Here is a 22512-nt window from a genome sequence, read left to right as displayed (position 1 = left end):
GTGTCCTTCAGATGTAGCACGTTGGCTGACAAATGACAATGAAATCCCGAGCTCGCTGCCGGGCCATCATGCACAGTGGGGCCAATGTCAGTGACATCTGTCGGTGAAAGCGTTCGTTGTTGCACAATGACGAGGTGCGGGAGAGTGTGACGAGCCGGGAGGCGCAGCGCCGAAAGACGCGGGCGCGGGTTCTCGACGCCGCGATTGTGGAATTCCAGCGCGCCGGCACCGGCTCGGCCGACATCAACGCGATCGTGGAGGCCGCCGGGGTAGCGCGGAGCACGTTCTACTTCCACTTTCCCAGCAAGGAACATGTGCTGCTGGAGTTGATCGGCCGCGACGAGGATTATCTCGCGGAGAAACTGAGTCGATTCCTCGATGTGCGTCGCGACCTGTCGGCAGTCCTGTACGAGATCATCCGGCTGGTCGTGGAGCTCGAAAATCAGTGGGGCGCAGCGCTGTTCCGCGATGTGATCAGCTTGTACTTCTCGCCGGCACGTCCGGAAGACGACAAATGGACTAAGCATCCGACATTCGTCCTACTCGCCGCCGAGATCGAACGCTCGCGGGTCCGCGGCGTGCTGTACGACGATGTGGACGCCTATCACAGCGCCGCATTCTTCTTGTTGGGCCTTTACGCCTTACTCACCAGCGCCCGCGAGACAGGTGCCGAGCGCGACGAGGTGCTGGCCAAATTCGTGAAGAGTACGCTCCGCAGCCTGCAGCGCGAAGATCGCTGATCCGACCGAATCAGGCTTCTGGACAGGGGTTTTCGGCCGGCTCACGTGCCGGTGTCGTCGATGAGCACCCGGTAGCGGCGCGTACTGAATCGCCACACCCCATCGACGCGACGGAGCTCGTCGTCGTACGCGCCGACGAGTTGGCGAGTGCTGCCATCCCGGAACCGCAAGGTCTCCAGGCAGTACGACCGAGCCGTCGCCGTGGTCCCTGCTACCGCGATAGCGCCGATCTGAGTCACGAACGCCATCTGGGACAGCGCTTTCCAAATTCCGTGCCAATGAGTCCGCAATGCTCCAATACCCTCGCACTCACCGCCCTCGCCTGACCGCGTCCCGTCGTCGGTCCAGCAGTTCAGATAGTCATCGAGGTCTTGGCGGGTGACCGCGTCACTGTAGGCATCGAACCGCTCGCGGATAGCGAGGCGATCTTCCAGTGGGCCGCTGAACACGGGGGCTGGTCCTTCCGCCGATCGCCAGGGTGGCATCCGGCTCGTCGCGACCACTCGGGCGGCGCGGCAAAGCTCATATTGTTTTCAAATACTACTCACGTGGCCTGCATCGCTGCACGTGAAGCGGCATGAGTATGGGGTGCGCGGAGTTTGCTCCCGGTCGCCGGCAGGGCCGCCCCCGCGGAAGCTGCGGCTGGAATCGGCGACACCCTGTTGAGAGCGCTACCAACGGTTAAGGTGATGCAGCTGAGCGTTTGCTGAGCAGTTGCGGGGAGGTTCGGTGGAGGGCAGGCCGTTCGGGCGATACACGTTGCAAACGTTGCTGGGCCGCGGCGGCATGGGTGAGGTCTGGCGGGCTCACGACACCGCCACGAATCGCGTCGTCGCGCTGAAGTTGCTGCCTTCACACCTGGCCGACGACAGCGTGTTTCAGGAGCGGTTCCGCCGGGAGGCGCAGCTGGCGGCCGGTCTATACGAACCGCACATCGTGCCGATCCACAACTTCGGTGAGATCGACGGTCGTCTCTACGTGGACATGCGCCTGATCGAGGGCCGCGACTTGGAGGCGCTGCTAAGCGAGGGTCCGCTGGAGCCGACCCGCGCGGTCAAGATCATCGAGCAGGTGGCGTCGGCGTTGCAGGCGGCGCACGCGGCTGGTCTCGTGCACCGCGACGTGAAGCCTTCCAACGTCTTGGTGACCAACTCCGACTTCGCCTACTTGATCGACTTCGGGATCGCGCGAACGATCGGCGAGACAGGGCTGACCGCGACCGGATCGGCAATCGGTACCTGGGCCTACATGGCGCCCGAACGGTTCGGCGCGGGTCGGCCGGACGCGCGCTCGGACGTCTACGCGCTGACATGTGTTCTGCACCAGACTCTTACCGGCGAGCGGCCCTTCCCCGGGGACAGCGTCGAACAGCAGGTGGCCGGTCACCTGTCGACTCCACCACCCCGGCCTTCAGCGGTCCAGAACACCTTGCCCCAAGCGATCGACGAGGTCATCGCCCGCGGGATGGCCAAAGACCCCGACCGGCGATACTCCACAGCCGTGGAACTGAGCGCGGCCGCACACACGGCTATCTCGCGTCAAGCGTCGCCACCTCCGCACGCCGCGGAGTTCGGATCGAGGGCGACCGCCGTGGCGAGCATGACGCCGCCCCCGCGGTTCGACAACTCGTGGGGTGGACCGGCGGGCGACGCGACGCAGTACCGCACGCCGGGATACACCACACCCGCCGGACCGCCGCACGCACAGGGGTTGATGTCAGCAGAACCCAAGCGCAGCAAGATCGCTCAGCCGCGCATCATCGCGCTGATAGCGGTGGTCGTCGTCGCGCTGGTGGCCGGAGTGCTGTGGGTGACTCTGGGCAGAGGCAGCGGTTCGGCGGACAAGGCCAAGGCGCGTCCGCCGGCACCTCTCCCGCCGGCCGGCCCGACTTTCGACGGCGTCTTCACGGCGAAGTTCGGTGCGCGAACGAACTTTTTGGGAAAGTCGAAGGAGGGTGACACGCCGGACCAAACCTGGGTGGTGCGGTCCGCCTGTCACGGAAAGCGTTGCGTCGCAACGGCGTCGATGGTGGGTGCTGGCGGCTACACTTCGGCTCTGATCTTCGACTACGTCGACGGCGAGTGGTTGGCGGTGGCCGAGGGTGACTCCGCGACCGAATGCAAAGGCAGCGAGCCGAGCCCCCGCTGGGTGATGTTCTCGGTGAAGGGCAAATCCGACAGATTCACCGGTACCTACAGCACTGTTGGCGAGTCGGGATGCGGTCGCCGAGCGCCGGTCACCTTCACCCGGACCGGTGCTGCCGATCGAGGTCTGGTCGCCGACCCAGTTCCGCAGCCGCCGCGGGTGGTATCGCCCGCAGCAGCTTTATTTGGCCACTATCACTCGGAATCGACCAACCCGGCGAGCAAGCCCGAGGACTATGTGGCCGGAACCGAGTGTCTCCGAGACGGCAGCCGTTGCCTCTCCCACTTCACCGACACCGCAGACGGCTCGTCCCGGCAGTTCCTCTTCGCCGATGGCAAGTGGACGAGGCACTCGGTCAAGGACACCAAGTGCAAGAACGGCAGCCCGCAGCACAACGAGTGGTCCATCGAAGGGGCGATGCCGCAACCGCCGCAGGATCCGATCAGCGTCTGGAAGCTCGCGGAGCATGTCGATATCTCCGGCGGCTGCACGGCTACCCACGACTACGAGACGACTTTCACCCGCACCGGCGATTGACGACGACGCATGCCGAGAACCTAAACGGCAGGTGAACAGTGCTTATGCCCTGGAATCCGGACGACGGCCCTGCCCCTATCTGAGTTATTCTCCGCGTCAGGAGCTCGCCGATCGCGGCGATCGCAGGCGTACAGGGAGCCAACGTGACTGCAGTCGAAACCGGCATCACGCACACCGTGACGGATCACAAGCTTCACCTGGTGATCGACGCCGTTGAGGCAAATCCGCCGGCACCCGGTCGGGCGGTGGACGTGACCCTGTACCTCGCGTCGGCAAGTGTCAGCGGGAGCATCGAGCCGTGCTGGTACTACGACCAGAAGGTGCTGCACTACCTGCAGACCGTCGGTATCGATCACCGGCGGCCGGGGTCCACCGGCAACGGTGCAGACTCCCAGAAGGCGGACGGCACCTGCCGGTCGCACGACTACGTTCACCTGTCGAAAGTCGCCTACCGGCAGCCTGACGGCGAGGTCGCCAGGCATGACGAGCTGCGCGTACGCCTGGACGAGATCATCGCCTGGACGTTTGGCCGCGCAGAACACAAGGGTGCCTGACCCTCCATCTCGAAACGACGTCCCGCCGGCCCGATTCCGCCGCCGGGAAATAATCTATTTCGGCCCGCGGTTGTGGCTCGCAGCATTGTCACGCTGAAAGCCATGGAGGGTCGATGGCGCAGATGGTTCGTCGGGCTGCAACCTGGTTGCCGTTATTCGCGGTGGCCGCAACACTATTCGCCGCGCCCGCGATGGCGGACTCGACAGAGGATTTTCCGGTACCTCGCCGTATCATCGAGACTTCCTGTGACGCCGAGCAGTATCTCGCCGCTACCCGCGATACCAGTCCGGTGTATTTCGACCGGTACATGCGCGACAAGAGCCACCGTCCTGCTGACGTTCAGCAGTCGGCCGTCGATCGGATCCACTGGTTTTTCTCACTCGACCCGGCGGGCCGTCGCCAATATTCGGAGGACACCGCAACCAACGTCTACTACGAGCAGGTGGCCACCCACTGGGGGAACTGGGCCAAGATCTTCTTCAACAACAAAGGCGTCGTGGCGAAAGCGACCGACGTCTGTGCGGAGTATCCGCGCGGGGACATGTCTGTGTGGGGTTGGATCGATGGAGGCTGATTTGCGTGGCGAATACGCTATGCGGCAACGGATCTAGGCCCCGGCAGACACGCGACCATGCCTGAGTTCGAGCCGGACATCCTGGCCGATGGACTTGATGTGGTCTTCTGCGGTCTGAATCTCGCCGCCAGCGCGGTCCACGACGGTTACAACTTCTCGCACCGCAACAACCGTTTCTGGCCGGTACTGCACTTGGCCGGCTTCACCGATGTTCGCCTTCAGCCCGCCGATCAGCATCGGCTACTCGACTACGGGTGCGGGGTCACCGCGGTGGTCAGGCGACCCACGCGGGCGGCCAGTGAGGTCTCGCCCGCTGAGTTCCGAAGCGCGCAACCCGAATTCGAGGCGAAGATTCGCTGCTACACGCCGCGGGCGGTCGCTTTCTTGGGCAAGCGAGCACTGGCTTGCATGCTCGGCACATCGGATGTCGCCTGGGGTCGCTATCAGCCGGGCTTCGCCGGAGCGCAAGCATGGGTGCTACCAAATCCGAGCGGTTTGAACATCGGGTTCTCCCTCGACCAACTCGTCAACGCGTACAGCGAGCTGCGTCAGGCACTTCTGCGGCCCGAGTACCCTTGACCACGACATGAATAGACGAGCCGCATTCCTCCCGGTAGCCGTGACAGTGGTCGTCATCGTGTCGGTGGTGTGGGCCTGGTACAACTCCGGCCACAAGAAGCTCGAGCGTTGCGTCAAAGCCCAATCAGACCACTTCTACTCGACCACTGAGGGCCAGGACCTGCACCGTCACGGGACGGATCCGCCGACCGAACTGTTCGTTCTGGAGTGCAATCAGCTAGGTATCAAGTAACGCATGCCTTGCTGCGGCAGTCGTGCCGCCTAGCGATCGGCTAGTAGTACGCGGGCAACCCACTCGACCCGACCGAGCGACTCCTCCAACGTCATCATTCCCGCCAGCACTCCGCCGATCGAACTGCTCAGCGCGGCGTTGAGCCCGAAGGTGACGTTCGGAACATCATCGGGCGCAACACCTTCCAGCAGCCGATTGAACATCTCCGTGTTGGTGCGATTCATGTGCTCGATCGTCGTGACGGCTTGGCGATCTGCCGACGTCGTCATCTGGAACATCAGCGCGGTCATGTTGGGGTTGCGGTGAAATGCCCGCTGGGCACGGCGGAGGTAGTCGAGGACGCCGGGAAGCGGATCCTGGTCCGGGTCGCTCGCGCGTGAGGCCAGGATGCGGCGGGTCAGCCGCTTCTGCCAGTCCTCGAGGGCGGCGGCGAGCAGATAGTCCTTGGAGTTGAAGTAGCGGTAGAGGGTGGCCAGCGCCACCCCGGAACGCTTGGACACGTCCCGCATCTGCACCGCATCGGCGCCCAGTTCGGCAATGAGATCGATGACGGCTTCGATGATGTTGGCTCGCCGTATCAACTGACGGCTGGTCATGTCCGTCAGTGCGAGGACGGTGGTGTCCGGCCGTGCGACAGGAATGTTGACGGGTCGACCTCCGGCTCGTGACAGAGAGAACAAGTTTCTCATCAGAGTCCGCGCTGCTGAGAAGTCCGGCCACATTATCGCAGCTAGTGCGTCTTTTCAATGTTGACTTTGGTAGAACCGTGTTTCAATATTGGTTCCGCGCGATGCGCTCGCGAAACTCAGTGCGATCGGAGGAGTCATGCCCGGACCGGTGGGTCTGCCCGTGATCGACACGATGATCGGGTTCCCGCACGAGGGTTCCGCCCAGTACGACTTCATCCGGAAGCAGACCAAAGACGCCGAATCCAAAGAGGATTTCGAGTTCCCGGTGGAGTACATGTTCAAAGACGTCCCGCAGGGCCTGCCGACGGACGACCCGGTGTCACTGGTACTTCAGCAGATGGACCGGTTCGGTATCGAGAAGGCCATGATCGGGGTCGGCGAAGATTCTGCGCAGTTGGCGCTCAAGACTTTCCCCGATCGCTTCGTGCCTTCCGGAGCGCTGGTGGACCCCAACGACGTCATGGGGTCGGTGAATGCGATCCGTCGCGACTACGAGCAATTCGGGATCCGCGCGACGTCGGTCTTTCCGGCCGGCACATTTCCGCAGGTGCCCATCGACGACCCGAAGATGTATCCGATCTACGCGACCTGCGTCGACCTGGGGCTCCCGATCTTCGTCTGCGCCGGCATCCCCGGTCCGCGTGTACCTTTCGCGTGCCAGGAAGTCGCACGCATCGACGTGGTGATGTTCGACTTTCCCGACTTGGTATTCGTCACCCGGCACGGCTGCGAACCGTGGGAGGACCTCGCCGTCAAGCTCATGTTGAAATGGCCCAACCTGTACTACTCGACGTCGGCGTTCGCGCCCAAGTACTACCCGAAGGCCATCATCGACTACGCGAATACCCGGGGCGCCGACAAGATTCTCTACGCCGGATATTTTCCGATGGGCCTGTCCCTGGAGCGCATCTTCCGCGACCTGCCCAACGTCCCGCTCAAGGACGAGGTCTGGCCGAAATTCCTGTACGGCAACGCAGCCCGCATTCTCGGGCTCGAAGGCTGATCGATGACGCTGGCGATCACTGTCGAGCAGGAGCAACTCGTCGATGCCGTGAGCCGTTTCGCCGCTCGGCACGCGCCGATCGACGCGACCCGCGCTGCCTTCGATGCTATCGCGGCCGGCGAAATTCCGCCGTGGTGGCAGGAATTCGTCGCCAACGGGTTTCACGCGGTGCACCTTCCCGGCCATTCCGGCGGCCAGGACGGCACACTGGCCGACACCGCCTGCGTGGTCGAGGCGGCTGCGGCGGCCCTGCTGCCCGGTCCGGTTCTCAGCACGGTGACGGCGAGTGCCGTGGCGAATCTCGCCGACGCATCGGTCAAACCGCTGCTGGCAGAGTTGGCCTCGGGGGCGACGGCGGTCGTCGTACTGCCCGAACACGGCACCGTCCATGCGGTGTCGGACGGAGATACGTGGCGGCTCAGTGGAGCTACGGAACCGGTGTTGGGAGTCTGTGCAGCGCAACGAATTTTGCTGTCCGCGCAGGCGTCCGATGGTAGCCGACGATGGTTCGTGATCACCCCGGGCGCTGGTGTGACGGTCACAGCTCAGCAGGGCACCGATCTGTGCACCGACGTGGGCGTTATCGGGCTCACCGACCACGTCGTGCCGGACAGCGCCGAGATTTTCGGGATCTCCGCGGATCGGGCTCGCTGCGTGGTGGTGGCGTTGGCCGCGTGCGCAGCCGCCGGGACAGTACGACGCTGCACCGCCGAGGCGATCGAATACATCCGCACGCGTGAGCAATTCGGCCGGCCGGTCGGCTCCTTTCAGGCGCTCCAGCACAAGGCGGCCGCGCTGCTGGTGAACGCCGAGCTGTCGGCATCAGCCGCATGGGATGCGGTACGTGCTGACGGCGATTCCATCGAACAGCAGCGCCTCGCGGCAGCCTCGGCCGCCGTTGTCGCGGTGGGCGCCGCACCCGAGTTGGTACTCGACGCCATGCTGATGTTCGGCGCGATCGGCTACACCTGGGAGCACGACACCCACCTGTACTGGCGGCGTGCCACCAGCCTGGCGGCGTCGCTGGGCCCGGCCACCCGCTGGAGTCGGGAGGCAGGTGAGCTGGCGTGCACCCAAAAGCGTTCCACCACCATCAACTTGGGTGACATGGAGTCGGATTTCCGGGCGACGGTGGCGGCCACCCTGGACGAGGCGCTCGGCCTGGACAACGAGCGCTATTCCGGCGACGTCAGGACACCCGGGCTTGCCGTCGGGGCGCAGCGCGACCTGCTCGCGCGAGCAGGTCTGGTGGCGCCGAATCTGCCCGCGCCGTGGGGCGTTGACGCCTCTGCAGTGCAGCAGGTGATCATCGTCGACGAGTTCGCCAAACGGCCCGGATTGATTCGGCCGTCGCTCGGCATCGCGGAATGGATCCTTCCGACGATTCTGCAGAGCGGCTCCGATCTGCAGCGTGAGCGATTCGCGTGGCCGATCATTCGTGGAGTACAGCCGTGGTGCCAGCTTTTCAGCGAACCCGGTGCCGGATCGGACCTGGCGTCGCTGTCCACCCGGGCCGCCAAAGTGGACGGTGGATGGCTGATCAACGGGCACAAGATCTGGACGTCGATGGCGCATCAGGCCGAGTTCGGAGCACTGCTCGCGCGAACGGATCCCGACGCCAAGAAGCACCGCGGCATCAGCTACTTCCTGATCGACATGGCGACGCCCGGTATCGAGGTCTCGCCGATCAAACAGGCCAGCGGACGCTTCGAGTTCAACGAAGTGTTCTTCACCGACGTGTTCGTGCCCGACGACATGCTCGTCGGTGCACCCAACGACGGGTGGAGCCTGGCGGTGGCGACCATGGCGGTCGAACGGACGGCCATCGGCAACTACGTCAGCATCGATCGTGCCGAAGCGCTCCGCGGGGTAGCCGGCGCGGCCGGTCCGGACCAGGACGCCGCGCTGCTGGCGCTCGGCGACGTCGAGTCCCACAGCACTGCGATCAAAGCCATGGTGCTGCGCGAGACTCTCCGCCTCGTCGAGGGGCAGGGGCCCGGGCCGACGTCCAGCATCGCCAAGTACGCGATGGTCTTGCAGTTGCGGCGTGCGTGGGCCGCCACGCTCGGGTTGACCGGCCGTGCCGCCATGTTGGCCAACTCCGAACCGGCGGTCGTCCAACCATATTTCGATACCCCCGCCGAACTCATCGGCGGTGGCACGCCCGAAATTCAGCTGACTGTCATCGCGTCGATGGTTCTCGGCTTGCCGCGCAACTGATTCCTACGTCGCCGAGAAAGGACACCCACCGCGATGACGACCCCACTTCCCTTTCAGTTCTTCGACTGCGACAACCACTATTACGAGGCCCTTGACGCATTCACCCGACACATCGACCGGCAGTTCAAGAAGCGGGCGATCCAGTGGGCAGAACTCGACGGCAGGCAACGTCTGCTCGTCGGCGGAAGGGTCAACAGGTTCATTCCGAACCCGACGTTCGACCCTGTCGGCAAGCCGGGCGCCCTCGATGAGTACTTCCGTGGCCGCAACCCGAGAGGTGCTGATCTGAATGCACTTTTCGGTGATCTGGAGCCGATCCCGCCCTCCTATCGAGACCGTGATGCGCGACTCGCATTGATGGACGAACAGGGGATGGCGGGGTGCATCCTCCTGCCGACTCTCGGAGTCGGAATGGAGCAGGCGCTGCTGCCGGACCTGGACGCGACCGTTGCGACATTTCGGGCGTTCAACCGCTGGATGGAGGAGGACTGGGGATTCGCCTACCAGGAGCGAATTTTCGCTGCGCCGTACATCACCCTGTGCAAGCCGGACGAAGCGGTCCGCGAACTCGAATGGGCGCTGGAACGCGACGCACGCTTTGTCGTCATGATTCCCGGCCCGATCACGACCGCTGTCGGAATGCGCCCGCCCGGTGACACGATGTTCGACGAATTCTGGCAATTGGTCAACGATTCCGGCATCACGCTGTGCTACCACTCGGGTGAGACGTACTACTCGAAATTCATGCCGGCATGGGGTGAATCGGACTACATGATGTCCTTTCAGGCGCTCCTCGGCTTCCGAAGCCTGTTCTCCGGGAACGCGCTGCAGGACACCTTCGCCAACCATCTGCACAACGGGTTGTTCCTGCGCTTCCCGAACTTGCGGATGGCGTCGATCGAGAGCGGCTCGGACTGGGTGTTCCACCTGTTCGAGAAGCTGACCAAGTCCTATGGCCAGATCCCGCAGATCTATCAGGAAGACCCGCGCGAAACCTTCAAGCGACACGTGTGGGTGTCGCCATTCTACGAAGACGAACTCGCCAGTCTGCTGCGCCTGTTGGGCGAAACGCAGATCATCATGGGTTCGGATTTCCCTCATGTCGAAGGCCTCGCCGATCCCGCGGCTTACATCAAAGACCTGGAGAACTTCGACTACACGCCGCAGCAATGCCGATCGGTGATGCGTGACAACGGGCTCGAGCTGTCGATCCGCCGGCCGGTGTGACCTGTTGGTCAACAAGCCGAATTTGGTGGCCATGCTGCTCGAAGTCGGTGAAGAGAACGCGGCGGTGTTGCTGGCGCGCTCCGATTTACCGGATGACATCGACCTGCACCGCCACGCCGACTCTTTGATCGAGTTCGGCCTGGATCGCGAGCAACTCGACGAAGTGGTCCGGTTGACGGTCGGTGCTGTCCAGGACGACGACGAAGGTGCCCATGGTCGACAAGATGCGATGGGGCAGGTGGTGTCGCGGCGATGTTCCGATCTGGTCGACCAGTGGTTGGCCACCGGCCAGACCTGAACGGTCCTACACGACAACTGTTTCTTCGGCGTGACGAGCCAGGGTCGAACGCGTTTCCATCGCGAGTGCGCCTGTGCCGCAGTCGAGTTCGCGGCCGCTCAGGTGGCACTTTCGGGCGCCGTAGCCGATAGTCATAGAGGTCGGACGATGACAGCGTAGGTGGTTGCGGCAGCATGGGCGAAATTTTCCAGTTTCACCGCGAGATCATCGTCTGCGGTGACGACGCCCTGGCCAACACCATCATCGACGAGCTACGCGGTGCCGGCGCCCGGATCATCCGGATCACGTCCGCGGACGATCTGCTCGGCGCCGGCGTGCACCGCGCACGCGCCGTGGTGTGCGCTGGACCCAACGATGCGGTCAACCTCGAAATCGCCTTACTGGCACGTAGATACAGCCCCAACGTACGCGTGGTGGCGCGGATCGCCGACACTGTACTGCGCGACGCGGTGGATGCGGTCAGCGGCCCGGGCGCCATTTTGAATGTCGCCGACCTCGCCGCACCGTCCATTGTCGAGGCGGTGCTTTCGCGCAACGCACATCAATTCGAGACCGCGGGAATGGATTTCGTCGTCTGGGGGTCTGAGGCGCGGAAACCGGGGACGCTCCGCGACATCTACGGCGACCTGGCGCCGGTGGCGGTGGTCCACGGTAAGAACGCGCCGGTCCCCGGTGACATCGTGCCGTGCCCGGGGCGCGACCAGAAGGTCTACCCGGGCGACTGGACTTCGATGATCGGCGTGAAGGACGAACTCGAGGCTCGCGGCATCACGGTGCCGCCTTCGACGGCGACGCGCGCGAGCCAGTCCAAGGTGCGTCATGCCGTGGATGCGGTGCGCTCCATGCGCGAAGATGCCAACCCACTGCTGTTCCCGTCCTTCGTGTTCACCCTGGTGCTGATGTTCGCTGCCACGGCGATGGTCCGCTTCACCTATGTGAATCCGAAGATGTCGTGGCTGGACGCCTTGTATTTCACCTCCGAGACCATCACGAGCGTCGGCTTCGGTGACTTCAGTTTCGCCGCGCAGTCCTCGGTGCTGAGGTTGTTCGCCATCGGGCTGATGTTCGGCGGTGTGATGATCACCGCCGTGTTGGTGGCCATCGTCGCCGACTTGTTGCTGTCGCGGCGCTTCGTCCACACCGCGGGCCTGCGGCGCGCGCGGCGCATGCGCAACCACGTGGTCGTGGTTGGGATGGGCGCGACTGGAATTCGCGTCGTCAGGGACCTGGCCGTGGCCGGGTACGACGTGGTCGTCATCGAGCAAGACGAGAACAACCGCTTCCTGTCCACGTTGGCCGAGCTGGATGTGCCCGTGATCTTCGGAGATTCGACGATGCGTCAGACGCTGGAGTCCGCGCGGGTCGATCACTGCCGCGGCGTGGCCGTGATGACTCAGGACGACATGGAGAACATCCGCACCGGCATCGTGTTGTTGGAGATCCTGGGTCCCGACACCACCCAGCCGATCGTGCTGCGCGTGCAGGGCCGTGCCCTCAGCGCCGCGGTGAATCAGCAGTTCGGCTTCGAAAACGTCCGCTCGATCGTGGATCTGGCGGCCCCGTGGTTCATCGGCGCCGCGATGGGCCTGAAGGTGCTGGGCACATTCTGGGTCGGGCAGCGGTCTTTCATGATCGGCGCGATGCTGGTGGCCGAGGGCAGCGAACTCGACGGACTGCGGATGGTCGACATGTCGACACAGACCCGTGTCATCGCGATCACCCGGACGGAAGGGCCGGTGAGCCTTCGGCCACGGCGCAACTCGCAACTGCGCGCGGGCGACACCGTCTATCTCATCGGCCCGTATCGCGAGCTGATCGCGACGCTGCGGAAGGGCCAGCCGCCACCGCTGACGACGATCAGCGGCGAAGCCGCGTTGGCGCTGGCAGCGGCGCGCGGTCCGCAGCGGCCCGAGGTGCGCAGGCCGCGGTGGGCGCCCGATCCGGTCGAGTGACCGATCTCAGACGTCGTAATAAAGCGCGAATTCGTACGGCGTCGGGTGCAGGTTGTACGGCGCCAACTCGTACTCGCGCTTGTAGTTGATCCACGTCGCGATGAGGTCGGGCGTGAAAACGCCTCCCTCGGTGAGGTATTCGTGGTCTTCTTCGAGCCGGTCGATCACCGCGGACAGCTGGGTGGGAGCCTGCGGAATCTCGTCTGCTTCCTCGGGCGGTAGTTCGTAGAGGTCCTTGTCGACCGGGGGAGGCGGCTCGATCTTGTTCTTGATGCCGTCGAGGCCGGCCATCAACATCGCCGCGAACGACAGGTACGGGTTGCCTGACGCGTCGGGACATCGGAACTCAAGCCGCTTGGCCTTCGGGTTGGAGCCGGTGATCGGGATACGCACGCACGCCGACCGGTTGCGCTGGCTGTAGACCAGGTTGATCGGCGCCTCATAGCCGGGCACCAGGCGCTTGTAGGAGTTGACCGTCGGATTGGTGAACGCCAGCAGCGACGGCGCGTGATACAGCAGTCCGCCGATGTAGTGGCGGGCCATATCGGACAGCCCCGCATAGCCGGCATCGTCGTAGAACAGCGGTACGCCGTCCCTCCACAGCGACTGGTGCGAGTGCATGCCGGAGCCGTTGTCGCCGAACAGCGGCTTGGGCATGAAGGTGACGGATTTGCCTGCCTGCCAAGCTGTTTGCTTGACGATGTACTTGAACATCTGATGGTCGTCCGCCGCGTGCAGCAACGTGTTGAACTTGTAGTTGATCTCGGCCTGACCGCCGCTGCCCACCTCGTGGTGGCCCTTCTCCAGGTGGAAACCCGCGTTGGTCAGATGGGTGAGCATGACGTCGCGCAGGTCGACGTAATGGTCGGTGGGGGCCACCGGGAAGTACCCGCCTTTCGGGCGCACTTTGTATCCCAGATTCGGGCTGCCGTCCGACTCGTTCTCCACCCCGGTGTTCCACCAGCCGGACGCCGCATTGACCTTGTAGAAGGATTCGTTGGTGTGCGAGGCGAAGCTGACCGAGTCGAAGATGTAGAACTCCGCTTCGGGCCCGAAGTAGGCGGTGTCGGCGATGCCGGAACTGATCAGATAGTTCTCCGCTTTACGGGCGACATTGCGCGGGTCGCGCGAATACAGCTCGAGCGTGAACGGGTCGTGCACGGAGAAATTAACGATCAGGGTTCGCGCGGTGCGGAACGGATCGATGGTCGCGGTCTCGGGGTCGGGGAGCAGCAGCATGTCGGATTCGTGAATCGACTGGAAGCCGCGAATGGACGAGCCGTCGAACGCCAGACCCTCGTCGAAGACGTTCTCGTCGAAGGCATAGATCGGAATGGTGAAGTGCTGCATGGTGCCCGGCAAGTCGCAGAAGCGCACATCGACGTATTCGATGCGCTCGTCTTTCGCCAGTTTGAATATGTCGTCGGGCGTCCGGTCAGACACGCCAGTACCCCTTTGCTCGGCTGAGCCGCGCCTTTGCAGCGTGCCATCATTCACGCACGCCGCAGCCGGGTCCGCATCCCGGGCGGGAGGTTGCTGGAAGCGCAGTTTGACGAGGGTGTCCGACGGGCGAGCGGTGATTGGGGGAAGAAGGCGGTCTAGCCGCCGTAGGTCGGGCCTTGAACGCCGTTGGTCCAGGTCGTGGTCTTGTTGCCGATAGTGCAGCTTTCCTGCACCTGAGCGTCTTGCCCGAAGTGGGCGCTCACCTGGCTCTGGGTGTACTCGCCACCGGCCTTTTTGCAGGAATCCTCGATGTCGGTCTGGGCCTGCGCGAGGGGTGCGGCCAGGATCATCGCGACCGCCGGGATGGCGAAAGCGCCGACGGGAAGGGCGTGGAAAACCGGGCGTTTCATGTTTCTCCGTAGCTCTCGGGATTACGGCCAGTTTACCGGCCGGTCGGCATCACAGGGCTGGGCGAGTGTCCGCGAGTGCGGGCGCCGGCGCCATCTCTCGATTGTGCCGCCGCGCGGCGACGGTCAGGCCGGCGGCGTCGGGGTCATCGACCCGATCGAGTAGGTCTCGTGACCGGTCGGGTAGCCGCCGCCATCGGTCGCGATGTGCACGTGGTCGTAGTGGTTGGCGGTCTCGTTGCCGAGGTTCGCCGTCCAGCTCGGGTTGCCGAGGCCCGGGTAGATCTTCTGCCGCCAGATCACGTGGTCGACTCCCCAGCGCTTGGCGTTGGCGAGCGCGTATCCGGCGATCTGGTCGCCGAGTTCGATGCCTTCGGGTGAGTTGTGGTTCGGGATCATCACGTCGATTGCCAGACCGTTCGGGTGCCACCGCAGCGCGTCCTGCCGGTACCCGCCGATGGTGCTGATCTGCGGAAACAGCAAGCTGATGGCGCGAGCCGCCCAGATGGTCTTGACCTGAAGCCCGCTCTCCGGCGCGACGCCGGTCGGCAGCGCGAAGGTGAAGCTCTGAGCCGCGGCCGGGGCGTCGGCAGTCAACGACTTCAGCTCGGCCGGACTGGCCACCCGAAGCGGCGCTGCCTGCGGGGTTGGCGGAGGAGGCACCGGTTGCGGATGCGCCACCGGGCTCGCGTTGGACGCGGCGACGGTGGGCTTGGTGCTGCAACACCGCGACTCCGTGCTCTGCGCGTAGAACATGCCCGCCGAGACGATCAGGGTCACCCCGAACGCCAACCAGCGGCCCCGCCCGTTGCTCGACCGGTTACCAGTCACGAGCAGCACTTTAACGCCTGGTCAGACGTTGTGTGGCAACTTCGCGCTGCCGTGTCGGAGCTTCTTAGGAAACCAGGACCACCGGTGAGAACGCGGCGGAATTACCGGTGCTGCTGCAGGTCACGTTGACGCTGTAGCGACCACCGATTGCCTGGAAAATGATGGTGATGGGAGCCGACGGGTGCGGTCCGGTCACCGTGATGTCGGCGTTGTACGGGAACGCGACCGTGCCCATCACGCCGTCCGAGTGGTAGTGGCAGAACTCGGTTTGGCCCTCCGGATTGCGCGCGTCGACGACGGTCGCATAGGTGGTGAGACCACCCCCGCTGTAAATGACCTGCATGCTGCCGTCGGAGTTGGTGAAGTACGTCGGATCCGTACCGGCATGCGCCACGCCCGAGCCTGCGAACGGCGCGGCAGCCAGTAGCAGCGCGGCGACCGAGGCGCGCAATGCCAGAGCGGTCCGGTTGGTGTTCATCATGTGCTCCTGCTCCTGTCGAGCGAATCCTGCTCACAGATTAGTGGGGTGAACTGTCGGGCAGCCGTTTTTGCTGCGTATCGCGACCGTGTACCCGATCAGCGGACTCCTATTCGTCGGAGCACCCCGACCCGGCGACAGCGGCTCTTGACGGGCTCCACGCGCGGCTGCTAGACATGGCGTGCGCTCGTAATTGGGCGATCGCCCAAACCCTGCGCGGAGGCTGAGAAACCCAGATGACTGCCGCAGCTGAGACCGACGTCTACTACGACCCGTATGACACCGGGATCAACAACGATCCGTACCCCACTTTCGCGCGGCTGCGCGAGGAAGCGCCGGTCTACTACAACGAGCAATTCGATTTCTGGGCAATATCGCGGCATTCCGATGTCGAACAGGCGCTGGCGAATTGGCAGGTTTTCTCCAGCCGCCGCAGCGACATCCTCGAGCTGGTGAAGTCGAAGTTCGAGATGCCGGGCGGTGTGATGATGTTCCAGGACCCGCCCGAGCATTCGATGCTGCGCGGCCTGATGTCGAGGGTGTTCACACCGCGCCGGATGGCCGCCATCGAGGATCAGATTCGCCAGTACTGCGTGAAATGTCTGGACCCGCACGTCGGTTCGGACGGGTTCGACATCATCGCCGAGCTTGCGTCGATGATGCCCATGCGGGTGATCGGGATGTTGCTGGGCATTCCGGAGTCCGAGCAGATCTCGGTTCGCGATGCCAACGATGCGAACCTGCGCACCAAACCGGGCACGCCGCTCAAGGTGGCCAATGCGGATTCCATCGCCGACGGTCGGATCTATGCCGACTACGTCGAGTGGCGGTCGAAGAACCCGTCCGACGACCTGATGACCACCTTGCTCAATGTCGAATTCGACGACGAGAACGGCGTGCACCGGAAGCTGACCCGTAAAGAAGTGCTGCACTACACACAAGTGGTCGCGGGTGCCGGTAACGAGACGACGGGTCGGCTGATCGGGTGGCTGGCCAAGGTGCTCGCCGAACATCCCGATCAACGGCGCGAAGTCGAGCAGGACCGGTTGCTACTGAACCGGACCATCGACGAGACGCTGCGCTTCGAGCCGACCGGGCCGCACGTAGCCCGTTGGATGACAACGGATTTCGAGCTCTATGGCACCACGATCCCAGCCGGTAGCGCGATGCTGCTGCTCTTCGGCGCCGCCAACCGGGACCCTCGTCGCTACCTCGACCCGGACGTATTCAACATCCACCGCGACAACATCTCGCACATCACCTTCGGCAAGGGTGTGCACTATTGCCTGGGCGCCAATCTGGCTCGACTGGAGGGCCGCGTCGCTCTGGACGAGATCCTCAACCGCTGGCCGGAGTGGGATATCGACTACGGCACAGCGCAACTCGCCTCGACGTCGACGGTTCGCGGGTGGGAGAAGCTGCGAGTCGTCCTGCCCTGACCGGCGCCGCGAACCCACCCGTCCCAGGATCCGGGGGCATGCGTTGTGCCCACCTCCGAGCGACAATTGTGATGCCGCCCAAATTTTGTCGCTCGGAGGCGGGCAAACCGGCGGCCCCTGCCGCCACGTGAGCACTAACCGGCGCCGCGCCGATTCTTGGGCTGCGGCATCTCGAACTTGTCCAGGAATCGGTGCACCAGTGCGACAGCCTCGTTGTGGCCGCCCGCGGTCCCGAGTCCCTCCTCCAGGATCAGCGTGCGCCCGATCGCGGCGATGATCACGGCCAAGGCGGCCGGCGGGAAGTCGTCGGTGTCCAGATCGTGCTCGCGGACGATGAAATTCAGCGCGGTGATCTGCTGTTCGCGCCAGCGCTCGGACCAGGCGGCGATCTCCGCGCGGATTTCTTTGCGGTGGTTGGCAAGTCCCATGAACTCCAACAGCAGCCGGGTGTCTTTGGGCGCGGTGAGGGTCTCCCAGAAAGCATGCAGGGGCCGGTCGGAGGACAGCGCCTTCTGCTGGCGATCCAGGTAGACCGTCGCGCCGATCCGGAACACCGCCAGGTACAACTCGTCCATGGTGGGGAAGTAGTAATGCACCAGCGCCGGCTTGACCCCGGCCTGCGCCGCAACGCGGCGCGAAGTCGCCGCCGCGTAACCCTCCTCGACCATGATCTGACTCGTTGCGGCGATCAACAATTCGCGCGTCGTGGAGTCACGTGCCTTGGGTCGTGCGGATGCGGTCACGTTGCGAGTCCTATCACACCGCGGGCTCGGCGACCATCTCGAAGAAGGCGGCACCCGAGTCGGGTATGCGGTTCTGCTTGAACACGTTGACCGCGTAGGAAACCAGGATCATCGAATAGAGCATGTGCAGCAGCGTCGTGGCGTCGTCGGGCAGATCGTCGATGTCGAGTGTGTTGAGATGGGCGATCGCCTCCTCGGCCCTGGGCGCCACCGCGTCGTAGAACCTGACCAGTTCGTCGAACGGTCTCGACAGTCGCGCGTCATAGCGCTGGGCGCGCGTCGGGAGCGCCCAGTCGGCGACAAACGGCTCGAGGTCCGAAAACGCTTGGGGGAGAGCCGGCATCATGACTCCTTCGCGGACTGGTAGGCCCCGACAGTGTCGCGGATGACGGTGTGGAATTGGCGAATCAGGAGTTCCTGGTCGCTGAGGTGGAAAGTGTTCTGCGCCCGCGTCTTGAGTGCCGAATGCGTGGCTTCGATCGTGTTGACGTCCTGCATGGCGAACTCGATCGTGCTGTCCACCACCAGTTCCTGCGCCAGCCGATCGGTGGCGTTGACCGGCGGCACGAAGTACAAGTCGATTTCGTAGATGTGGGTGTCGACGGTCTCCGGCCAGTACGTGTAGGTGATGTAGTAATTGCGGGCCCAGAGTTGGATCGAGATGTTCGGAAACACCCAGAACTGGTCGTTACCCCAGGAGGCGATCCCGCCGCGGTTCAGGTAGTCAGCGGACTCGTCGACGCCGATGTCGGGAACGTCGTCGGGCCCGAAAAGGCCTGCGCGGAAAAGCTTGTAGACCCAGCGTTGATCCTGGCGGGCGGGCCCGGCGGTGCCGGGTTCACGAGCCGGCAGCGGTGGTGGCCCGGGGACCGAGGTCAGCATGTGCGGCCGGAACAAGTCGTAGTGATACGAATCGACCGGCGGCACCATCATCTCGGCCTTGGCGACATCGGGATCGATGAAGCGGCCGTGCACGTACGGCGGGTGATACCACTCGCACACCGAGTCGACGGCCAGTTTCCAGTTGCCGTTGATCCGGGTGGAGAACCCGTAGTGCTGGGTCATCTTGTCGAACGGGTAGGCCTCGATGCCCAGCAGCCCGTCGCCGAGGAATTCGCGCAGCGGGGCCGGGGCCCCTTTTTCTGAGGCGAGGTGCACAAAGATGAAGCCGGCCCAGACCTCGCAGTGCACCGGGGGCATCCGCAGCATGCTCTTGTCGAGGTCGAAGAATTCATTCTCGTTGGTGATGTGGTTGACCTTGCCGTCCAGCCCGTACCGCCAACCGTGGTATTTGCAGGCGAAAGCGCGGCAGTTCCCCGACGACTCCTCGCCGGGATGTTCCTGCCAGACCACCTTGTTGCCGCGGTGCGCGCAGACATTGTGGAACGCGTGCACGGTGTCCTGGGCATCGCGCGCGATCACGATCGATGCCAAGCGGCCCGGCAGGTCGCGGGTGAAATACGAGCCCCTTCGCGGGAGTCGTTCGATTCGACCGACGCACAACCAGTTTCGCTTGAACACGGCCTCGCGTTCGGCGTCGAAGAATTCCGGTGAAATGGAATCCTCGTAGTTGACCGGGTCGGTACCCAGTTCGGGATAGTCCGTGGTGAACTTGCCGCGTCCGGTCGAGAGTCGCTGCTGGATGCTGGTCATGGTTGGACTCCTTCGGGTGCGCGCGCCCCATTGGACGGGGTGCTCCACGGCTCGTCGTCCCACGCTCTGTCCAGTGGCGCCATCTCGCCACCGAACGGGAAAAACACGCGCTGCGCGTAGGTTTCGCGAGCCAACCCATGGCCGAGTTCGTTGACGAAGGCCCGCTTGAGCGGGTTGGTGAACAGTTGTCGGGTGTACCGCAGAGTCAGCGGTGGTCGTTTGATCAGTTCGCGGGCGTGCTCCCAGGCCCGGTCCAACACCTTGTCCTTGGGCAGCACCTCGTTGACCACGCCCCACTCCTTGGCCTCCTGCGCGCTGACCTTCTGGCCCGTGAGCAGGAAGTAGCGTGCGCGGTTGTGTCCGGCAAGCACACTCCAGATCACGTGCTGACCGTCACCGGGCACCTGGCCGCGCGGGAAGTGGGAGGCGTCCTGGAAATAGGCGTCCTCGGAGGCCAACACGATGTCGCCCATGATCGGCACCTCGGAATGCATGTTGCACGGACCATTGACCGCGCTGATCATCGGGACGTCGACGTCGAGCACATTGAAGATGAGATGGCGTGCGTACCAGGCTTTCTCGTCGAGCTTGTGCGTCCCGCGGTCGTCGGGCATGGCCTGATAGATGGGGTGTTCGGGTGGTTCGCCGTTGGGTAGGCGACCCCAATTGGCGTTGTAGTTCTCGCCCGTGCCGGTGTGAATGAGCACCTTGATCTCACGGTCGCCGGCGATATCGGCGAAGGCGTCCGACATCTCGTCGTGCGCCTTCCAACTCCACACCAGGCTGTCGCCGTCGGTATGGCACTGCATGAAGAGGATGCCGTCGTCGGTGAGTTCGAACTTGTAGTTGGCATAGCTGTTCTGGTACTCGCTGTATCTGGTCCGCTTGGCCATTGAGTCGTCTCACTCCTGCGGTGGTCGTTCGGGCGTGAACACTATTTGAGCGATCGCCCAATAGTTACGAGACATCGTTACACCGTTCCCGCATGACGGTCAAGCCTTCACCGGCCGTGCAGTCGCTCCACGATCGGTGCGAACGACTCGAGCTGTGACTGTTGCACCGTCACGTAATTCACGCCGAGGGACTCGCGCCGTGAATACAGGTTGTCCACAATGCTTTCCAGCGATCCGATCATCACGTTGGGATGCTCGCGCAACACCTCGGTCGGTATCCCGGTCGACGATGCGGCGGCGTCGAGCGCGGCCTCGGGGTCGTCGGTGACCTCCGTGAAATAAGGCGAACTCTCGATTTCGAGCCGGCCGTAACGTTCACCGGCGGCAGTTCGGACGGCGTCGATCCGGTGCTGGGCGACAGTGTGCGGATCACGGCCGTCGGCATCGTGAGCGACGAACGGAACGCTGGACATGCTGACGATGTCCGCCTCCCGCGCGGCGTACGCCAGCATCCGCGGGCCGCCACCGCCGATCATGATCGGCGGATGCGGGCGCTGCACCGCTCGCGGCCGGCCCGCGTAACCGCGCACCTGAACGATCTGACCGGCGAAGTCCAGTTGTTCGCCTGCCCAGTGCGCCTTGATGACGGCCACCACCTCGGCCAGTTTGGCCATCCGCCGGCCCGGTCGGTCGAACGTCAAACCCATTGCGTTGTACTCTGTTTCACTCCATCCCGCGCCGATGCCCATTTCCAGCCGACCGTCCGACAGCAGATCCAGGGTCGCCGCTTCCTTGGCCAGCACGGCGGGTACGTGATAGTCCATGCAGAACACCCGGCAGCCGATTCGCAGCGTCTCGGTGACTGCGGCGGCCGCGGCCATCGCCGCTATCGGTGCGAGGTCCTGGCGGGGAGTGCGAGCGAACTTCTGCGCGGGCCCGGGGCCCAGGTAGTGGTCGGCGAGGAAAAGTGTTGAGTAGCCCAGTTCTTCGACTCGCCGGACGGTGTCGCGCCACTCGCGTCCGCCGGCCGCATTGGTGGCTTGTACGGCAAACCGAAACGGGGGCCTGTCCATGGGCTTGACCATAAACGACCGCGGGTGATAGGCATGACTGGTTTGGGCAGTCGCTCAGGAAATCGGTCGAGAAGGGGCGGTAGTGGACGCGAAAACGGCGGTCGTAACGGGCGGAGCGTCGGGGATCGGTCGTGCCATCGTCGAGCGGTTGCGCGCCGACGGATTCCGGGTCGCTGTCATCGACCTGACACCCACCGATGACGAGTTCAGTCACGTCGTCGATGTCACCGACCGCTCCCAGGTGGATGTGGCTGTCTCGGCCATCCGCGCGCAACTGGGGCCGATCCTGGTGCTGGTCAACTCCGCCGGGATGACCGGCTTCCAGAAGTTCTCGAAGATCTCCTTCCAGGAGTGGTCCAAGGTGATCGACGTCAACCTCAACGGCGTCTTCCACACCATCCAGTCGGTGCTGCCCGACATGGTCGAGGCCGGATGGGGCCGCATCGTCAACATCTCGTCGTCCAGCACCCATTCGGGTCAACAGCTGATGGCGCACTATGTGGCGGCGAAATCCGCGGTGAACGGCCTGACGAAATCGCTGGCGCTGGAATACGGTCCGGCCGGAATCACCGTCAACGCCGTTCCGCCGGGCTTCGTCGACACACCGATGCTCCGCGGCGCCGAGAGCAAGCATCAGCTCGGCGGAACCGTGGAGGACCACATCGACCGGACGCCGGTGCGCCGGGTGGGCCGGCCCGAGGATATCGCCGCGGCGTGCGCCTTTTTCATCTCCGAGGAAGCCGGCTACATCACCGGACAAATTCTCGGCGTCAACGGCGGTCGCAACACCTGAGAGGACCG

At 64.1% G+C, this 22512-nt stretch carries 24 protein-coding genes; 13 read left to right on the top strand and 11 right to left on the bottom strand.

Annotated features, from left to right (window positions below; all coding sequences use genetic code 11):
• Window positions 1-146 precede the first annotated feature (146 nt).
• Entirely contained in the window at window positions 147-740 is a 594-nt protein-coding gene (locus ACZYW1_RS04990; protein WP_463783777.1) for a TetR/AcrR family transcriptional regulator, read from the top strand.
• 41 nt (window positions 741-781) lie between these two features.
• On the opposite strand, the gene ACZYW1_RS04985 is transcribed toward ACZYW1_RS04990, so the two are convergent.
• On the bottom strand, window positions 782-1189 hold the full coding sequence (locus tag ACZYW1_RS04985) for a nuclear transport factor 2 family protein (RefSeq protein ID WP_463783776.1): 408 nt from the start codon (window positions 1187-1189) through the stop codon (window positions 782-784).
• 280 nt (window positions 1190-1469) lie between these two features.
• On the opposite strand from ACZYW1_RS04985, the gene ACZYW1_RS04980 reads away from it, so the two are divergent.
• The 5 genes from ACZYW1_RS04980 (at window position 1470) to ACZYW1_RS04960 (ending at window position 5362) form a co-directional block, all read left to right on the top strand.
• Complete coding sequence (locus tag ACZYW1_RS04980; RefSeq protein WP_463783774.1) at window positions 1470-3422, top strand: serine/threonine-protein kinase; 1953 nt, start codon at window positions 1470-1472, stop codon at window positions 3420-3422.
• 143 nt (window positions 3423-3565) lie between these two features.
• Window positions 3566-3976: a hypothetical protein gene (locus ACZYW1_RS04975; protein WP_463783772.1), complete on the top strand. Its 411-nt coding sequence runs from the start codon at window positions 3566-3568 to the stop codon at window positions 3974-3976.
• Between the two features lie 122 nt (window positions 3977-4098).
• Complete coding sequence (locus ACZYW1_RS04970) at window positions 4099-4551, top strand: DUF5078 domain-containing protein (RefSeq protein ID WP_463787685.1); 453 nt, start codon at window positions 4099-4101, stop codon at window positions 4549-4551.
• A gap of 57 nt (window positions 4552-4608) precedes the next feature.
• Window positions 4609-5130: a G/U mismatch-specific DNA glycosylase gene (gene mug / locus ACZYW1_RS04965; RefSeq protein WP_463783770.1), complete on the top strand. Its 522-nt coding sequence runs from the start codon at window positions 4609-4611 to the stop codon at window positions 5128-5130.
• Between the two features lie 7 nt (window positions 5131-5137).
• A complete protein-coding gene (locus tag ACZYW1_RS04960; protein WP_463783769.1) occupies window positions 5138-5362 on the top strand; it encodes a hypothetical protein in 225 nt (74 codons plus the stop codon).
• Between the two features lie 29 nt (window positions 5363-5391).
• Here the strand turns inward: ACZYW1_RS04960 and ACZYW1_RS04955 are convergent, their stop codons facing one another.
• On the bottom strand, window positions 5392-5958 hold the full coding sequence (locus tag ACZYW1_RS04955) for a TetR family transcriptional regulator (RefSeq protein ID WP_463783768.1): 567 nt from the start codon (window positions 5956-5958) through the stop codon (window positions 5392-5394).
• A gap of 229 nt (window positions 5959-6187) precedes the next feature.
• Between ACZYW1_RS04955 and ACZYW1_RS04950 the strand changes: the two genes are divergently transcribed.
• The 5 genes from ACZYW1_RS04950 to ACZYW1_RS04930 all read left to right on the top strand — a co-directional run bounded on the left by ACZYW1_RS04950 (window position 6188) and on the right by ACZYW1_RS04930 (window position 12751).
• Window positions 6188-7054: an amidohydrolase family protein gene (locus ACZYW1_RS04950; protein ID WP_463783766.1), complete on the top strand. Its 867-nt coding sequence runs from the start codon at window positions 6188-6190 to the stop codon at window positions 7052-7054.
• Window positions 7055-7057: 3 nt separating this feature from the next.
• The gene (locus tag ACZYW1_RS04945; protein ID WP_463783764.1) at window positions 7058-9274 is read left to right on the top strand and encodes an acyl-CoA dehydrogenase family protein; all 2217 of its coding nucleotides are present in this window, start codon (window positions 7058-7060) and stop codon (window positions 9272-9274) included.
• Between the two features lie 33 nt (window positions 9275-9307).
• A complete protein-coding gene (locus ACZYW1_RS04940) occupies window positions 9308-10501 on the top strand; it encodes an amidohydrolase family protein (RefSeq protein WP_463783762.1) in 1194 nt (397 codons plus the stop codon).
• A 31-nt stretch (window positions 10502-10532) separates the two neighbouring features.
• Window positions 10533-10799, top strand: a complete 267-nt coding sequence (locus tag ACZYW1_RS04935) for a hypothetical protein (protein ID WP_463783760.1) — start codon at window positions 10533-10535, stop codon at window positions 10797-10799.
• A 173-nt stretch (window positions 10800-10972) separates the two neighbouring features.
• Window positions 10973-12751: a potassium channel family protein gene (locus ACZYW1_RS04930; RefSeq protein ID WP_463783759.1), complete on the top strand. Its 1779-nt coding sequence runs from the start codon at window positions 10973-10975 to the stop codon at window positions 12749-12751.
• A gap of 6 nt (window positions 12752-12757) precedes the next feature.
• Here ACZYW1_RS04930 and glnA read toward each other — a convergent pair whose 3' ends face one another.
• The 4 genes from glnA to ACZYW1_RS04910 form a co-directional block, all read right to left on the bottom strand.
• On the bottom strand, window positions 12758-14194 hold the full coding sequence (gene glnA / locus ACZYW1_RS04925) for a type I glutamate--ammonia ligase (RefSeq protein ID WP_463783757.1): 1437 nt from the start codon (window positions 14192-14194) through the stop codon (window positions 12758-12760).
• A 155-nt stretch (window positions 14195-14349) separates the two neighbouring features.
• Window positions 14350-14604, bottom strand: a complete 255-nt coding sequence (locus ACZYW1_RS04920) for a hypothetical protein (RefSeq protein WP_463783755.1) — start codon at window positions 14602-14604, stop codon at window positions 14350-14352.
• A gap of 123 nt (window positions 14605-14727) precedes the next feature.
• Entirely contained in the window at window positions 14728-15357 is a 630-nt protein-coding gene (locus ACZYW1_RS04915; RefSeq protein WP_463787684.1) for a glycoside hydrolase, read from the bottom strand.
• A 139-nt stretch (window positions 15358-15496) separates the two neighbouring features.
• Window positions 15497-15910, bottom strand: a complete 414-nt coding sequence (locus ACZYW1_RS04910) for a hypothetical protein (RefSeq protein ID WP_463783754.1) — start codon at window positions 15908-15910, stop codon at window positions 15497-15499.
• Window positions 15911-16146: 236 nt separating this feature from the next.
• Between ACZYW1_RS04910 and ACZYW1_RS04905 the strand changes: the two genes are divergently transcribed.
• Complete coding sequence (locus tag ACZYW1_RS04905) at window positions 16147-17349, top strand: cytochrome P450 (RefSeq protein ID WP_463783753.1); 1203 nt, start codon at window positions 16147-16149, stop codon at window positions 17347-17349.
• 134 nt (window positions 17350-17483) lie between these two features.
• On the opposite strand, the gene ACZYW1_RS04900 is transcribed toward ACZYW1_RS04905, so the two are convergent.
• The 5 genes from ACZYW1_RS04900 to ACZYW1_RS04880 all read right to left on the bottom strand — a co-directional run bounded on the left by ACZYW1_RS04900 (window position 17484) and on the right by ACZYW1_RS04880 (window position 21711).
• A complete protein-coding gene (locus ACZYW1_RS04900) occupies window positions 17484-18092 on the bottom strand; it encodes a TetR/AcrR family transcriptional regulator (protein ID WP_463783751.1) in 609 nt (202 codons plus the stop codon).
• A 13-nt stretch (window positions 18093-18105) separates the two neighbouring features.
• On the bottom strand, window positions 18106-18438 hold the full coding sequence (locus tag ACZYW1_RS04895) for a hypothetical protein (RefSeq protein ID WP_463783749.1): 333 nt from the start codon (window positions 18436-18438) through the stop codon (window positions 18106-18108).
• Entirely contained in the window at window positions 18435-19745 is a 1311-nt protein-coding gene (locus ACZYW1_RS04890; RefSeq protein ID WP_463783748.1) for an aromatic ring-hydroxylating oxygenase subunit alpha, read from the bottom strand. Before ACZYW1_RS04890 ends, ACZYW1_RS04895 begins: the two co-directional genes overlap by 4 nt.
• A complete protein-coding gene (locus ACZYW1_RS04885; protein WP_463783746.1) occupies window positions 19742-20638 on the bottom strand; it encodes an enoyl-CoA hydratase/isomerase family protein in 897 nt (298 codons plus the stop codon). The genes ACZYW1_RS04890 and ACZYW1_RS04885 overlap by 4 nt, the downstream gene beginning before the upstream one ends.
• Window positions 20639-20745: 107 nt before the next feature.
• Window positions 20746-21711, bottom strand: a complete 966-nt coding sequence (locus ACZYW1_RS04880) for a TIGR03621 family F420-dependent LLM class oxidoreductase (protein WP_463783744.1) — start codon at window positions 21709-21711, stop codon at window positions 20746-20748.
• Window positions 21712-21793: 82 nt separating this feature from the next.
• On the opposite strand from ACZYW1_RS04880, the gene ACZYW1_RS04875 reads away from it, so the two are divergent.
• A complete protein-coding gene (locus tag ACZYW1_RS04875) occupies window positions 21794-22504 on the top strand; it encodes an SDR family NAD(P)-dependent oxidoreductase (protein WP_463783742.1) in 711 nt (236 codons plus the stop codon).
• Window positions 22505-22512 lie beyond the last annotated feature (8 nt).

This window comes from Mycobacterium sp. IDUB_36, assembly GCF_055419225.1.
This window is presented reverse-complemented; position numbering and strand designations above follow the sequence as displayed.